Annotated in this window: 16 protein-coding genes; 6 read left to right on the top strand and 10 right to left on the bottom strand. The window is 39.4% G+C overall.

The annotated features are described in order from the left end of the window. Nucleotides 1-22: 22 nt before the first annotated feature. The 8 genes from AAW12_RS23010 to AAW12_RS22975 all read right to left on the bottom strand — a co-directional run bounded on the left by AAW12_RS23010 (nt 23) and on the right by AAW12_RS22975 (nt 7182). Nucleotides 23-709 (bottom strand): type 1 glutamine amidotransferase domain-containing protein, encoded by a 687-nt coding sequence (locus AAW12_RS23010; RefSeq protein ID WP_231585341.1) that lies wholly within the window; start codon nt 707-709, stop codon nt 23-25. A 15-nt stretch (nt 710-724) separates the two neighbouring features. Beyond that, complete coding sequence (locus AAW12_RS23005) at nt 725-1660, bottom strand: helix-turn-helix domain-containing protein (protein ID WP_046675991.1); 936 nt, start codon at nt 1658-1660, stop codon at nt 725-727. Between the two features lie 7 nt (nt 1661-1667). Beyond that, nucleotides 1668-2615 carry an NAD-dependent epimerase/dehydratase family protein gene (locus tag AAW12_RS23000; protein ID WP_046675990.1) on the bottom strand — a complete coding sequence of 316 codons (948 nt, stop codon included), beginning with the start codon at nt 2613-2615 and terminating at the stop codon, nt 1668-1670. Between the two features lie 222 nt (nt 2616-2837). Further along, nucleotides 2838-3227 (bottom strand): RidA family protein, encoded by a 390-nt coding sequence (locus AAW12_RS22995; protein WP_046675989.1) that lies wholly within the window; start codon nt 3225-3227, stop codon nt 2838-2840. A gap of 78 nt (nt 3228-3305) precedes the next feature. Beyond that, the gene (locus AAW12_RS22990) at nt 3306-3878 is read right to left on the bottom strand and encodes a Crp/Fnr family transcriptional regulator (protein ID WP_046675988.1); all 573 of its coding nucleotides are present in this window, start codon (nt 3876-3878) and stop codon (nt 3306-3308) included. A gap of 142 nt (nt 3879-4020) precedes the next feature. Then, nucleotides 4021-4971, bottom strand: coding sequence for a helix-turn-helix domain-containing protein (locus tag AAW12_RS22985; RefSeq protein ID WP_046675987.1), 951 nt, complete (start codon nt 4969-4971; stop codon nt 4021-4023). Between the two features lie 99 nt (nt 4972-5070). After that, nucleotides 5071-5907 (bottom strand): SDR family NAD(P)-dependent oxidoreductase, encoded by an 837-nt coding sequence (locus AAW12_RS22980; RefSeq protein WP_046675986.1) that lies wholly within the window; start codon nt 5905-5907, stop codon nt 5071-5073. Nucleotides 5908-6330: 423 nt separating this feature from the next. Then, complete coding sequence (locus AAW12_RS22975) at nt 6331-7182, bottom strand: AraC family transcriptional regulator (protein ID WP_046675985.1); 852 nt, start codon at nt 7180-7182, stop codon at nt 6331-6333. Nucleotides 7183-7267: 85 nt separating this feature from the next. Between AAW12_RS22975 and AAW12_RS22970 the strand changes: the two genes are divergently transcribed. Next, complete coding sequence (locus AAW12_RS22970; RefSeq protein ID WP_046675984.1) at nt 7268-8215, top strand: NADP-dependent oxidoreductase; 948 nt, start codon at nt 7268-7270, stop codon at nt 8213-8215. A 76-nt stretch (nt 8216-8291) separates the two neighbouring features. On the opposite strand, the gene AAW12_RS22965 is transcribed toward AAW12_RS22970, so the two are convergent. Both AAW12_RS22965 and ligD read right to left on the bottom strand, forming a co-directional pair. Further along, on the bottom strand, nt 8292-8477 hold the full coding sequence (locus tag AAW12_RS22965) for a hypothetical protein (protein ID WP_046675983.1): 186 nt from the start codon (nt 8475-8477) through the stop codon (nt 8292-8294). A gap of 39 nt (nt 8478-8516) precedes the next feature. Then, the gene (gene ligD / locus AAW12_RS22960; protein ID WP_046675982.1) at nt 8517-11216 is read right to left on the bottom strand and encodes a DNA ligase D; all 2700 of its coding nucleotides are present in this window, start codon (nt 11214-11216) and stop codon (nt 8517-8519) included. Between the two features lie 329 nt (nt 11217-11545). On the opposite strand from ligD, the gene AAW12_RS22955 reads away from it, so the two are divergent. From AAW12_RS22955 to AAW12_RS22930, 5 genes are all read left to right on the top strand, one after another. Further along, nucleotides 11546-12334, top strand: a complete 789-nt coding sequence (locus AAW12_RS22955; RefSeq protein WP_046675981.1) for a PhzF family phenazine biosynthesis protein — start codon at nt 11546-11548, stop codon at nt 12332-12334. Nucleotides 12335-12471: 137 nt separating this feature from the next. After that, the gene (locus tag AAW12_RS22950; protein WP_046675980.1) at nt 12472-12876 is read left to right on the top strand and encodes an NUDIX hydrolase; all 405 of its coding nucleotides are present in this window, start codon (nt 12472-12474) and stop codon (nt 12874-12876) included. Between the two features lie 565 nt (nt 12877-13441). Next, nucleotides 13442-14284 (top strand): chromate resistance protein ChrB domain-containing protein, encoded by an 843-nt coding sequence (locus AAW12_RS22940; protein WP_046675978.1) that lies wholly within the window; start codon nt 13442-13444, stop codon nt 14282-14284. Nucleotides 14285-14363: 79 nt separating this feature from the next. Then, entirely contained in the window at nt 14364-14888 is a 525-nt protein-coding gene (locus AAW12_RS22935) for a hypothetical protein (RefSeq protein ID WP_156167740.1), read from the top strand. Nucleotides 14889-15003: 115 nt separating this feature from the next. Continuing rightward, nucleotides 15004-15990 (top strand): DUF1259 domain-containing protein, encoded by a 987-nt coding sequence (locus AAW12_RS22930; RefSeq protein ID WP_046675977.1) that lies wholly within the window; start codon nt 15004-15006, stop codon nt 15988-15990. Nucleotides 15991-16034 lie beyond the last annotated feature (44 nt).

Below are 16034 nucleotides of genomic sequence, written 5' to 3'. Positions count from 1 at the left end.
AAAAATTAAAAGGAAGCGTTCTTTATTTTTCAAGCTCGTTAATTACCACCTTGGCCATTTCCTTCGAACTGAATGGATTTTGACCTGTAATCAGATTACCATCTACAACAACATGAGATGTCATTGGAATAAAAGCTTTTTTGAGATCTGCATCCCGCTCTTTGATGGCCGCTTCAAGATTGAAGGGTACCTCCCGTCTTCGTCTGGCAATCGATTCCTCAAACCAGTCAAAGCCAGTCATTGATTTCCCTTTAATCAGGTACCCACCGTTGCTAAGCTTAACATTTAATAATCCCCCCACTCCATGACAGATCGCCGCGACTTTCCTTCCTTTTTCATACTGATTCCTAACCATTGATTGTATCGTAGTGTCATCTGGAAAATCGTACATTGTACCATGTCCCCCAGCTAAATAGATCAGATCATATTCTTGTTGTGCCAGCTCTGCTAGTTTTTCGCTATTTGCAAGAGATAAACGAAAATCATCTTCATTCCAATAGTGTTCAGAAATTTTATCCAGTGTAAAGTGTTTTAGACTCTCGGGATCTACCGGAACGTTACCGCCTTGAGGACTTGCAATGGTAATATCATAACCCTTCTCTTTAGCCGTATGGTAGATGTGCGTGAGCTCACTAAGCCACAAACCGGTTTTCAGATGACCATTTGCATACATACCGATATTGGTTACTATAATTAAGATTTTCATCATACCCATATTTTTTTCTTAATTTAATGATGATCTGAATTCCAATGGAGAAAACGATGTTCGGCTTTTAAAAAGGCGGTGAAAGGACTGCGGATGCTCAAAACCAAGCTGATACGCAATTTCAGAGACCGACATTGAGGTCGTAGAAAGTAATTCTTTTGCTTTTTCGATCAATCGGTTTTGGATATGCTGCTGTGTGGTTTGCCCTGTCTGCACTCTCAACATATCACTCAGATAATTCGCACTCAGGTGCAGCTGATCGGCTATGAAATGAACCGAAGGTATACCGTTAAGGGTTAATTTATCATTTTTGAAATAATCATCCAATAATAGCTCCAGCTTTGAAAGAAGATCACTATTAACTTTCTTTCTGGTCAAAAACTGGCGGTTATAATACCGGTCACAATATTTTAACAGCAGATCAAGATTGGAAACCAGCAGGTCCTGTGAGAACGTGTCCATGTTTCCTTCAATTTCACTCCCTAGGTTATTGATTATATCAAAAATTGTCTTCTCTTCCTTTTCAGAAAGGTGCAATGCCTCATTCGCGGTATAGGAAAAATAACCATATTCTTTAATTCCGGATGCCAATCCATACCCATGCAGAAAATCCGAATGTACCACCAGAACAAAGCCCCTCACTCCATTAAGAAGTATATCATCAAACTGAAGAACCTGATTTGGGGCAATAAAGTACATAATGCCCTCATTAAAATCATAATATTGCTGGCCATACCTGCATTTTCCACCGGCACAGTCTTTTTTTAAAGCAATAACATAAAAATCAGTAGTAATGGCCCCAAGAATAGTCTCCGATTCCAGTTTAACATCATCAAAATTAAATACACTGATCAATGGATTTGCAGGTCTTTTTAATCCCAAAAACTGGTGAAGCGTACTTATAGAGGATACTTTCTCTGGAGTTTTCATTTGCTTATTTTCAGATTTGTACATGACTAATTTACTTATTTATTTTGTCCCCTGAAAGCTGTTCATCCTTAATGATTTTGATTCCCTGCGTATATGAGGTGACCTGAAAATCTGGAAATCTCTTTCTGAATTTTGAGTCATCAAATATATTGTCGTACTCATACCTGGGGAGAAGCTCCAGTAACTCCTTTACACTTTTGTTGAAAAATGAACCTATTTTAAACATCAATTTAGGAATGACAGCATAGTGGAGGTCTCTGTTATAAATCGCTGAGGCCATTCGAATAAACTCTTTGTAGGTAGGATGGTTTCCATCTACCGGAAGATGCCATGTCTGACCGAATGCGTCAGGAGTATTGCCAATCAAAGCAGTGGCTCGGCTCGCATCCGGAGTCCAGATGAGGCTTCTTTTCTTATTTACACTCAAAGGTACTTTCAACTTTTTATGTTCCTTGATATTGTTAAAAATCAAGGTATTGGTAATACTCTGTGTTTTGCCGGGGCCGTAAAATTCAGGTGCACGACAGATCACAGCCTCAAGTTCCCCTGACTCCATTTCCTTCAACAGCATTTCGGCCATTTTTCTTCGGACTGTTCCTTTCCTTCCCACAGGTCCAAAAACAGTTTCTTCTGTCAATACCCGGTCATCCTGGGGATACATATACGTATTGTCAAAGAATACCAGTTTTGTATGGTTAATCTTACAGGCATCAATCACATTGCGAAGGATAAGCGGGAACTGTTTTTCCCAGCGATCTGAACTGATCGGAAGGCCTAATGTAAAATAAGCTATTTCACTTCCTTTTACTGCCTCGATTGCTTTCTCACGGATCGACAGATCCGCAGAAAAAACCTCGTCTGTGTCGTTTACTTTTTTCGCATTCCTGCTGACAATTCGTATAGATGAAGTAAAATTTCTGTTGAGTTCTCTTGCGAGCTCTTCGCCAATCTGACCGTTAGCCCCTAATATCGTTTGCATATCTTTTGCTGTTTTAAATTATTAAACAAAGTTCAGAAGATTTATAAGGATCTCAGTAGCCCAATTCAGGTAAGTTGTAACAGAATCTCTGTTACATCACCTTTCCTCCTGCAGGATCTTGCCACCCTACGTTATCTATAGTGGTCGGCTCAATGTAAAGGGATTCTTCAACAATAAAAAAATGGCAAATAGCGAGCTATCGCCATTTTTTTAATCCTGACGTTATTTAACCAGTGTTGCTTCCAGTTCTACCTTCAAAGTTTCAAACAATGTCTTGACTTCCAAAACTGTACTTGTTTGCTTCACTTTATTTTTAGTAATCCAATCCTGAATTACATCAAAGTTTTCAAATAGCGCTGTAGAATCGGTCGTGTAGATATTGAGGCGAACGAGATGTCGAGCTTCATATCCACTTGATTGAATAACTTTTTCAAGATTTTCAATAGTATGAAAAATCTGCGTTCTCATATCAGCAGTGCTCGATACACCATCATCACTAATAGCACATTGTCCCGACACATATAAGGTTGAATTGGCATGTTTAATTTCAACAGCCTGCACATAATTTCTGGCTTCCTGCCAGTTCCAAGGATTGATTATTTTCTTTTCCATTTCTGTAAAATTATTATGGAGCAAAGCTCAAAATATTTTTACATTCACCTGTGTGACAAACCTCACAATTAAATAAAATCAAGAAAACAGACGGCTTAATGTCTCTCTGGATACGCCTAGGTAAGAAGCAAGCAACAATTTTGGAATCCGTTGCAGTAAAGCGGGATTTCTTTTGATCAGCTGCTCATATCTTTCCTTTGCTCCCGAGGTTAAAAATGATAAGATCCGTTGCTGTGAACCGATATGGCCGGCAATTGATTTACGAAGGAAAAAGCGTTCCATCTTTTGAAGCCTATTGCACAACCTTTCAAAATTTTCCAGCGATAGACAAAGTAATTCTGTGTTCTCAAGACATTCCAAAGTAAATGAAGCATTTCCGCCTGTATAAAAGGCCGAAACATCGGTTTCCCACCAGTCTTCCATTGCAAACGAAACAATATGTTGCTTAGCGTCACCGTCTGTATAATAAAATTTAAGAAGACCAGACAATACAAAGTAAATATAGTTGACGGTATCTCCCTCCCTAAAAATACATTCCGACTTTCTATACTGCCGTTGAATAAAACATGCTTTTACCAAGGCAAATTCATCTTCAGTAAGTACAACGACTTTCTCTATATGTTCTTTTAACAGATTATATTTATCTTCCATTAGATTGTCAGTACCATTTGATGCTGATTACAAGTATTAAAACTTCCATTGTATAATTAACTAAATGAAGTGTTTTTTCAAAAATAATGATACAAATCCGCACCGCAAAAAATAGTGCAGAGAGTTTAAATATTCGCAAAAATTAATTGAATTGAGCTCTATATTGTTGTGGACTTTGTTTGGTTTTTAATTTAAACAATCTGCTAAAGGATTGCGGTTGTTCAAAACCTAATTCAAATGCAATTTCAGAAACGCGGAGAGCTGTTGTAGATAACTTATTCTTTGCCCGATAAATCATTTTATCATGAATGATTTGCTGGGTGTTTTGACCGGTAAGGTTTCGCAACAGATCGCTTAAATAACTCGCTGACATATGCAGCTGATCAGCCAAATAATTCACAGTAGGAACTCCTCCACTCAGGACCTTATCGCTATTGAAATAATCCTCTAGCAATTGATCAATACGCTCGGCAATACTTGGATAGTTTTGTTTTCGGGTCAGAAACTGCCTGTTATAAAATCGTTGGGCATAGTTTAGCAACAGTTCAATCTGGGCAATGATCACATTGTGGCTCATCTCGTCTATACGGTTCTCAAGCTCTTCTTCTATATTTCTGAAAAGTGATAGAATGGTTTCTCTTTCTTTGTTCGAAAGGTGCAATGCTTCATTGGTAGCGTAGGAGAAAAAGTGATACTGATGGATCTTTTGGGCTAACGGATAGTGCAATAAAAAATCAGGATCTATGAGCAGCGTGATCTGTGGGCGAAGTATGCTTTGTTCTCCAGTTTCCTTCTGCTTATCCGTTTCTATAGCAGAGAGAATCTGCTGAGGAGCAACAAAAAACAAACCGCCCTCTTTAAAATCAAACTTGGTATGGCCATAGATTAGTTCCCCTCCGGCATCTGGTTTAAAAGCTATTTTATAATAGTTCAACACATGTGATTTAGGAGGAGCATGACCTTCAAGTGGCTTGTCTACCCCATTTAACAAAACAATTAAGGGATGCTGCGGTGGCGGAAAACCTGATGCCTGCATGACATCGGCCAGCGTATTAAATCTTTTTACGGAATGATTTGATTTTTTGGAAACCATATTATAAAAATTCTAGGTTACAAGTTAAACAATATTCGCTTTTCCTCACAAAAAAGAAAAGCGAATAGATCGGAAGATTGTTAACGACGACATAGATCACTAGCCTTGGGCTGCTTGAGAAATCGGTTTCCAAGTTTCCCATTCCTGGATACGCTCTGAATAAATTTGTCGGATATGTTTCAGATCATTTTTACCCAAAAGGAGTCGCAACGGTGGATTTTCGGCATCCACAACAGCAAATAGCGCATCAGGAGTTGCATTAGGATTTCCCCGTTCCATCGTTTGTAAATTTTTCATCACCTGGCTTTTCAAATCGTCATAATACGGCAGCTTTTTGCTGGCTATTTTCAGTGATTCGGTGCTACCAAATTCGGTATTGTAAGCCCCAGGTTCAATTAGCGTTACTTTGATGCCAAATGCCGCAACTTCTTTAGACAAACTATCGTAAATAGCTTCAAACGCAAATTTCGAAGAACAATAATACCCGATTAGGGGATTACTATAAATGCCGACAGCGCTGGATGTGCCCAAAATATGGCCATGCCCTTGGGCTCGCAATATAGGCAATGCCGCCTGAATCACATGGATAGGTCCTATAATATTTGTTTCATACATGACTTTTACCTCATCAGTGCTACTCTCTTCAATGGATCCCACCAGAGAATATCCTGCGTTATTGAGCACAATATCCAATCTGCCAAAATACTGCTTGGCTTGGTGGATCGCATTTTGCACTTGGGAGCGATTGGTTACATCCACTTCAAGAACCAAAACCTGATCGCCATACGTTTCTTTTAACGCGGCAATACTATTTATATTACGTGCTGTAGCTGCCACCTTGTCGCCACGTTTCAAAGCGGCTGCTGTCCATATTTTTCCAAATCCTCTTGAAGATCCTGTAATGAACCAAACTTTTTCCTTTTGCCTATTTTCCATTTCTAACTAATATTAATATGAATGCAAAGTTGCTTCTAAAATGGATTTACTTACGTTGCCATAATGAGGATTATCCTAACCAAAATAAAGAAAACGGGCTGTGAAACAGCATTGGGATGATCTAGAAAAAAACATTAGTCGTACAGCAAGACGAAGTAGCTAAAGTCAACATCTGCAAAAGGCAACCCGACATATACAATAAACACCTAAGGTTCAACATTGTATACCATATACTAAAAAAGGCCGGAATAGTCCAGCCCTGATATATAGTTATGATCCCAATAATGGGATAGTCGGTTTCAAAAATGCTGGCTTGACAAAGTGTAAATCAAGCCAGCAAAAGCAATCGTCTCATTTTTCGTATTAGGAACAACCGGAATGCAGTATTCGTTTGATCTTTTATAAAAAAGCCGAGCATCTGACTTAAGCCTCTCTTCTGTTATCCAAGAGCGCGCCGGCACGAAATTCTTTTAAACTCATGCCCTTATGTCTTTTGAAGAACTTATTGATATGGCTTTCGTCTGTAAATCCAAATTCATAAACCAGCTCGTGCACCCTTTTATCGCTGAACCGTAGCCTATGCTCTATGAGGCGAATTCGATAGGACGATATATAGTGTTGCATAGTCTCGTTGCACTGCTTTCGGAAATAACTGCCGAGGTAGGTTGGCGACAGGCCGAACTGATTTGCGATGGCTGAAATCTGAAGTAAATCCGGCCGCCGGATGTTTTCCTGTATATAGTCCAGTATCTGCAATATTCGCCCATCCGACCTAGAAGATATGCTAGGAGGTTTCATTCCGGCAATGTTCCTTCCTGCGATGACAATGACAGCATTGACCAAATGACGGATAAGGTCTTCATTGTAAATAGATGGATATGCTGTCGCTTGCCGTAAATTCTGCATCAGTAAGGCAACCATCTGCTTATCTGCGGGGTGGATAATGACGGAGCCCGATAAATGCGATGCATAATATAAAATACAGGCGATGTGGTCTATACTTTTCCAATCGTATTCTTTGATATAGTTCTCCCCAAAACGCACGACCATAAACTCACAGGTGCCTTTCAAATCAAACTCGTGGCGGTCATTTGGTGTAATCAGAAACATATCTCCTTGATGGTATGCAAACTTATTTCCATTGACAACGTGGCTTCCAGTTCCCGAAATGACATACACGAATTCAAAAAAATTAAATTCCCTCTCACGCAATGGACATTGGTCAACCTTTTCATAGAAGACCTCTAATGATTGGTAAATATTTTCTTTCGCCATGAGGTAAAGATACCCAAAAACACTTTAAATGTACCTGTTTTAGCACCTCTTATCGGTATATCTTTGCTCAATAAATAGAATTGAAATGAAAGCAATCGTATTGGAAAAATTCGGAGACACGGATAGCTTAGTCTACAGAACTATTCAAAGACCTGATGTAAAATCAGATGAAGTACTGATCAAGGTAAAGGCCATCAGTGTAAATCCTGTAGATGCTAAAGTCCGTAGCAGACAGGCGCCGTTGGCTGAAGACTTAGCTCATCATCAACCCTTAATTTTGGGATGGGATGTTTCCGGTGAAATAACCGCAATCGGACCTGGAGTTAACCAATTCAACATTGGTGACGAAGTTTTTGGCATGGTCAACTTTGTTGGCCACGGTAAAGCGTATGCTGAATATGTCGCTGCTCCGGCAGAACATCTTGCTTTGAAACCCAATAACATCAGCCACATCGAAGCTGCTGCCAGCACCTTATCGGCGTTAACGGCTTGGCAGGCATTTGATAGTTACGGGAAATTGAGACCTACTGATAAAGTTCTCATCCACGGTGCTTCGGGAGGCGTAGGACATTTTGCAGTCCAGATTGCAAAACATATCGGAGCCTATGTTATTGCTACATCATCCATTTCCAATAGGGATTTTATACTCGGCATGGGGGCAGACGAACATATCGATTACCAAAAGACACATTTCGAGGATGTACTTTATGAGGTTGATTTTGTGCTAGAAGCCATTGGAGGTATTAATTTTCAGAAGTCAGTACAGGTACTAAAACCATTTGGAACAATAGTTACCTTACCTTCTGGTCATACGAAAGCGGATGAGCTTCAGGCTCAAAAAAAACAGTTACATGCCTGTTATTTCATGTCGGTTTATTCAAGTGGTCGCGATATGCAGAAAATAGCATCCTTATTGGAAAATGGTATTTTAAAACCACACATTTCGCATGTTTTCGGTTTCGACGAGATGGCAAAAGCTCATCTACAAATCGAAACCGGCCGTACCGTCGGAAAGATAGTGATTACCTTATAAAACGGTCAGCGATGCAAAAATGTATCGAGATCACCATATACTATAATCCCTGCAGGTCTTTAACTAGCGGCTAATACTAAGACTCGTCTTTGGTATTTTTCACCAGACCGATACCGGCAAAAAAGAAAATCAAAGCCAATACGCCCACTACCCCTAAATTGGTGTACGCGGTGCTTTTATTGATGAGTTCATAGCCTGTATAAATTAAACCGACAATACCAAGAATAGTCAGTATTGTTCCGAAAAAGCGTTTTACGTTCATAAATGCTCGTTTAAAGTTATTGATTTTTAAAAATGAAATTTATTTATAATATTTATCCACTATACTTTTTAGGTTAATCCCTTTCCCCAATACAGGTTTAAAAATATCCCCTTCACTCTGCATTCTTTCAATCGCGTTTAAAATATGAAAATCGCTTATTTTTAACCCTTTTTTCACTTCGTCCCAATGAAGTGGCATAGACACTGTCGCTCCTGGCTTGGGGCGGACAGAATATGCGGCTGCAATGGTCGCATGTGGCCTGTTCTGCAAAAAATCAAGATACATTTTCCCTTTGCGGTCTTTTATGGACCGCTCTAGACTGGTGAATTTAGGAAGCTCATTATGGACTAGCGTGACAATTACCCGGGCAAACTCTTTAGATTGTTCGTAGGTATATTTGCCACCGAGTGGTATATAGATATGAAGCCCTGTAGAGCCACTGGTTTTGCAATAGCTAGTCGCCCCCATATCATCCAATATGCTCTTTGTGACCTGAGCAGCTTCAACAACCTGATCAAACGAGTTTTTGTCCGGATCAAGGTCAATTATACAAAACGACGGATTTTCAGGCTTTTTAACCGTACTGCTCCAGGGGTTCATTTCAATGCAGCCAAGATTTGCCATATAGAGCAATGTGGCTTCGTCCTTGCCCACAAGATAATGACGGTCCTTTTCATCCGTTTCGCTGTGGTAGAGATAGGTCTCTGCCCATTCCGGTGCCGTATCAGTCACGTTCTTAAAATAAAAACCTTCGCCTTCAATGCCGTTCGGAAAACGGTTCATACTCTGCGGCCTATCCTTAAGATAGGGCAATATAAATGGAGCAGCCTGATAGTAATAATTGATGACGTCTCTTTTGGTTATTCCTTCTTTTGGCCAAAACACCTTATCTAAATTGGTAAACTTTAGTTCATGGCCATTTACCTTTCTGACCTGGGTTTTATCTGTCGGATTTAATAGTGTTTTCCGCGGTCCTTTTACTCTGGGTGTAACAATTTTATCTTCCATATCGTCTACCATTTTTTCTGTAGGAGTTTCCTCCTCAAGAATTACTTTTTTGGCACTTTTATCTTCCCGCATTCCGTCAAACGAAGGATGCCGCATAATACCGTCGCTGGTTAATTCCGCAAAGCTCACCTCACAGACGAGTTCCGGTTTAAGCCATGTCACGGTAGCATGTGGCGGATTTGGCCTGAAACGCGAGGGCTTATTGACGTCGGGTTCTTCAGAAAAAGGTGCTTTGTTAATAACAAGCGGCTTAAATAGCTTCATCATTTCTTTTTGAAGCTTAACATTAAAGCCAGTACCGACTTTTCCGGTGTAGATCAATTTTTTTCCTTCGTAGACGCCTACAAGAAGGCTACTAAACTGCTTACTTGACTCATCATTCAGTGTATACCCGCCTATGACAACTTCCTGTCTTTTGTTTGCTTTAATTTTAAGCCAGTCCTTAGAACGATAATGGATATGATAGGTACTATCTTTACGCTTCGCCATAATCCCTTCTAAACCAAGCTTTTTAGCTTCCTCCAGAAAATGTATTCCGGAAGTTTCAAAATGTTCACTGACCAGGATGCTGTTGCCTTTGGGAATGATTTCTTTTAAAATTGCCTTACGCTCGAGCAATGTCAGGTCTTTCAGGTCCTGCCCCTGATACCAAAGGATATCAAAAACGTAATATACCAAATCGCCATCCGCTTCACTCCGCCAATTTTGGAGCGAGCCAAAGTTGGCCGTGCCGTTTCCACCTAAAACGACGACTTCCCCATCCAAGATAGCATCTAATTTCAGCTCCTTCAATTGATCATAGATGGGATAGAATTTTTCATTGAAGCTCTTGTCATTACGGGATTTTAGTTCCACCTCGCCTTTATTCATAAAAGCTACTGCGCGGTACCCATCCCACTTGACTTCATAGATCCAGCCCTCATCATCAAAGGGTTTATCGACCAAGGTAGCGAGCATAGGCTCAATATGGGAATAGAATCTTTGTTTTGGCGCATTTTTTAAAAGTGCCTGAATATTCGTTTTCTTTTTGGAAGTCGCAGTAGGAACAGCTTCAAGCTGCTGATTGATTAGCTCGGATGCTTTCTTTCTTGTCGTGCGCTTATCTTTTACCGTACTGTCTTTTTTGATGATATGTTCACCATAAACCTGATCGGGTGATTTTTCCATCTGCGGAATGGTCTTGCCTGAGATCACTGATTTATCTTTTGTTGTGATATCTTTCTCACTGGCATATTTATCGTCAAGTTTCATAAGTAGCCATCCGTTATCTCCACGCCCGTGGGCTTTAACAAGAGCGAACTCTCCTTTTAGCTTTTGACCATTGAGCTTAAATTTAAGCTTGCCGGAATAGAGCTGATGCAACAGGTCCTTTTCTTGTTTAGCTACTTCCTTAATGCCACTTTCAGCTGGCTCATACGTTCCTTCATCCCAGACGATCACGGTACCGCCACCGTATTGACCTTTGGGGATCACGCCTTCAAAGTCTCGGTAATCATAGGGATGATCTTCTACCATCATAGCGAGGCGCTTAATATTAGGATCCATAGAAGGTCCTTTTGGCACCGCCCAGCTTTTCAGAACACCATCCATTTCAAGACGAAAGTCGTAATGTAAATGAGAGGCATCATGTTTCTGCACAACAAAGCGTAGTTCAGTCCCACTTGGCTGTCCCCCAAACGGTTCTGGGGTTTTCTCTTCAGAACGCTTTTCACGATATTTCGATAGTCCCATAGCTATTTATTTACTTTACCCCCATTTTCTCTATAACACAATAGCAGCATGAAAAAGGTTTAAAATATTTCCCTCAAAATGTTGTTCAACTGTTTACTACTATTAATCATTTTACTTCACAATAACATCTGGGGTATTTCTACCTAATTACAGTTAGGAAAAATCTGAGCGAAAAAGAACAAAATAATTTTTGGATTTGACAGTCCGAGACCTGTTCAAAGGGGTTATACAGCATCGGTTAAGATGGCGTTTACTGTCAAATTCTGTAAACAATGAAGCTAATCTTCATAAATTGAATTAACTTTACAAACGACAGCAATTTATCCATCATGAAGTTAGAACTATACCAAATAGATTCCTTTACAGAAGAAATTTTCCGGGGAAATCCAGCCTGCGTGGTGCCGTTAAAAGAGTGGTTACCCGATGAGACACTGTTTAAAATTACGCGTGAAAATGCGGTGGCGGAAACGGCCTTTTTCATAGACAACGGTGATACAATCCACTTAAGATGGTTTACACCTGAAATTGAAATGGACTTATGTGGCCATGCAACCTTAGCGACCGTCCATTGCTTGGTTAAACACCTGAATTATCAAAAAAGCAAAATTGTTTTTGAAACGCAAGTAGGTGAATTAACTGTCGATATAAAAAACGAAGTTTATTATATGGATTTTCCATCCAGAATGCCGCAGCCTTCCACACTGCCCGACGTTATTAAAAATTCGCTTAACATACAACCCAAAGAGATTTATAAATCAAGAGATTATGTTTTACTGTACGAATCTGAGGAAGAGGTCAGAAACATCCGCATTGACAGATCAATTTTTGATCTGATTAATCTTGATCCCGGAGGTGTGGTCGTCACGGCAACAGGGAACGACAGTGATTTTGTATCCAGATACTTTACACCGCAATCAACGATACTGGAAGATCCCGTTACTGGTTCTGCCTATTGTTCCCTTATTCCGTTTTGGGCATCAAGATTGGGAAAGGATACTCTTTTTTCCCGTCAGCTGTCAGAAAGAGAGGGGCAACTTTATTGCGAAAACAAAAACGATAGAGTGATCGTGGCCGGTAAGGCCCGTACCTATTCTCAGGGTTTCATTTGGATCGATTAACGATCATTGCTTTAGAAGTACATCGTTAAAATGCTGTAATAAGAATAAAAAAAAACAACTTTAATCCAAACAGGAAAAAGCGAAGTGATCATAGCTTGTTAACCGCTTACATCATTTTAATTCACTAAATTTATAATATGGACAATAAGGTTATAGATAAGGTCGCATTGATCAGCATTTCGGATAAAAAAGTGTTGACGGCACTTTCCAAATCAAAATCAAAGCTCTATTTGCCAGGAGGCAAAAGAGAACCTAATGAATCTGACATAGAATGTCTGAAGCGAGAAATTAAGGAAGAACTCAACGTTGAGGTCCAAGAAGATTCGATCCGTTATTTTGAGACCTTCCAAGCCCCGGCCGATGGCAAAGAGGCCGATGTAATCGTGAAGATGACCTGCTATTTTGCGGATTATTCGGGCACACTACAGGCAGCAAGTGAAATCGATTCATTTGAATGGATAACCCTCAGTGATGTTGGCAGAACCTCTGCCGTCGTCCGACTTATATTGGGTAAACTGAAAGAACTAGACCTGATCAACTAGTGCCAACCGGAGCGGCTGTGACTTTAATGGGCTTCGAATAAATAGCAGCTGGTTTGAAAGTTTTCGCATGGCTCAGTAAAACAGTGAGATAAATACAAAAAACCTTGAGGGGGGATCTCAAGGTTTTTTACTACCTGTTTTTAACCTAATTTATGAAAAGTATCCTTATAACAACGGTTGATTCCCTTTCGTTTTATTTTTTGTAAAAAAGGCCGATTTGCCTGATTGAATCGAATTAGCATTCGATAGACTATGGCTGCGATCTAAATCATTTGCTCCAATCACTATGTTATCGCTAATACAGATTATTTGATAAATACAAGTTAAACCATTTAGCATCTTGCTATCCCTAACGAATACCAAATCATTAACATCGTTAATGGGGAAAAACTTAACTTGATTAATTGTGTAGAGATCAATTTTGCTGAGTTTCTTAAAATACTTCGCCATACTTTTATTTTAAGCAGTATTTAACATCGAATTCAAGATTTAAATTAAATACTTCCCTTTGTTTTTACACAATAATTATTGATCTTAATAATAATATTTTGACGGAAAAAAAGATATGGATTGGATTACACGTGAAAGACCAAAGATAGATAGGATTGCTTGTCCATGGCTGATAAAGCGTTTTATAAATCCGGACGCAAAAATAATATATGCCCCCCTAGATATGGTCTTTGAAATTGCTAAACAAACGAACGCCATTCCGTTTGATATTCCTGATGTAGAATACACTCATTATGCAGACGAGTGTACATTTGACTATTTCCTTAAAAAACATGAATTAAACGATCCGGCATTAAAACGAATTGCTGCAATTGTCCGTGGTGCAGACACGGATAGACATGATTTAATGCCACAATCTGCAGGTCTCGAGGCGGTTTTTTCAGGTCTAGCTTACAATATCAAGGACGACAATCAGCTTTTGGAGATCGGAATGGTCATTTATGATGGCCTTTATAGCTGGGCTCAACACCTCTATCGACTGAAACACAGCAATGAAGGGCCAACTGAGGTTTTGCTCCTTAAAATCTATCATGAACATTTAAATGATAAGCAAAAAGAAAAATCTCCGGAATGGACCGCATCATTGCGGGAAATGATACAGGATCAAATCGATACAAATACAACATTAAGCTTAAATCGACTTTCCGAAGAACTGGATATTAGTTCAAGCTATTTATCACGCGAATTCTCAAAATATTTTGAAAACTTAAATTATGGTGAGTACATCCGTAAAAAAAGAATAGAAAAAGCCATTGAACTGATGTCTGACCGCTCAATTTCCCTTACTGACATTGCCTATCTGACAGGTTTTTCTGATCAAAGTCATTTCACACGCATTTTTAAAAAATTTTCAGGAATTAATCCTTCAGAATATAGGAGGAAATCTTTTAAAAAGTAAGGAATATACAAAATAGTAAAATTTATTCTATTTTGAGATGTTACGTATTAGTTATACTTGCTTTTATAAAGCAGATATTATGAAACTAAACCGATACCACTCCTCTTACCATAAAACTTTTTGTGCAGCGATCATTATTATACTCTTATCATCATTACATTTAAGAGCCCAACAACCGAGCAAACTAGTTGCTTATGTTGGTATAGTAAACCCCATTGTTTCCCTATCATCTGGTACGATAACGCCAAATTTTAAAGATAGCTATCAGGTAGGTATGCCGACAGGTATCAATATACTTAGAGAAGGACACTTGGGATTTTCACTGGAAATGGTTCCCTACATTAAAATAGCATCCGGGAACAGCAAAATGAGCAATTTCTTGTTCCATCCGGGCGTATTATTTCCCATCGGAAAGGAATTCACATTTATCGCTAGGGTCGCATTTGAAACTTCTGGACGATATGGGCTTACACCAGTATTAAGCAAGGTCATAACACATGGTCAGGCTGGAAAACTTTTTCTAGCCACCCCCTTCCCCGTCCGATTTGGCAATGAACAAAAAATTTCTATTGCTGCTGCTTTTCAATTCGGATATATATTCTAAATCGAATGGTGATCGATTAAAATTCCCAAATCGACAACAATAGTGGTGTTCATTTGTTGCAAGGGATAGTTTATTATTTATACGTAGTAATATTTTCAAAATATAATAGATCAGAATGGATAATTTTAGAAACTTAACGTCACGCAGAACGCTATTGAAAATGGGATTGCTCCTAACAGGCAGCGGACTAGTTGGCCTTAAAACAGTTCATGCGTTTTCTACGACCACGTCGAATACGCCTGATCTAACCGAGGCTGAAATCCAGGGAATTGAAAAGGCTTTAGGAAAGAAAGGAAAATATAATACAAAAGAAGTTACACATAATACCAATTTTCCCCGTAATGATCTAGCTGTGACCGTCAAAGGTAAGGATGTTCCTATATCTTTTGGCTTTGGAGGATGGGCTGCGATAAAGAGGACCATGGATGGAAAGAGTGCTGTGCTTATGAGTGATTGTGTTCTACTTCAGGAAGAAGTAAATCCCCTTATTACTGCTGCCCTTGAATCAGGTCTGGAAGTTGGGGCAATCCATAACCATTTCTTTTATGAAGAACCCCGAATCTTTTATATGCACATCCACGGTATGGGGGAACCAGTCGAATTGGCTCAGAAATACGCAGCAGCTATCTCAAACACTAAGATAGCTGTTGGAAATCAACCAGCACCATCGGATCAAAAACAAGATCCCGGGGATAAGATATTTAATGTTACGGAATTAAATAACATTATCGGTCATGAGGCAGCGATAAACGGCTCAACAATCAAATATACAGTGGGACGATCCGATTTAAAAATTATGGCAATGGGAGCCGAAATGACATCATCGATCGGTTTAAACAGTTGGGCGTCATTTACCGGATCCGAAAACGAAGCCTATATTGCGGGTGACATCGCAATGTTAGACCATGAGGTCAATCAAGTTATCAGTACTTTAAGGAAACACCATATCGAAATTGTAGCAATCCACAACCATATGCTTGGAGATGATCCACACATGATCTTTCTTCATTACTTTGGAGTCGGTCCTTCTAGGGAGCTGGCACTAGCTTTCAGAGATGCACTTCTTGTACTCGGCAAAAAATCGCATGGGCATAATCATTAATCGAATTAATTGATCTATACGCTCCATTGTACTTTTGATAAGAC

The organism is Sphingobacterium sp. Ag1 (assembly GCF_000988325.1).
GTDB lineage: Bacteria > Bacteroidota > Bacteroidia > Sphingobacteriales > Sphingobacteriaceae > Sphingobacterium.
The sequence above is the reverse complement of the archived record's forward strand: the minus strand, read 5'-3'. Positions and strand labels throughout refer to the sequence as shown.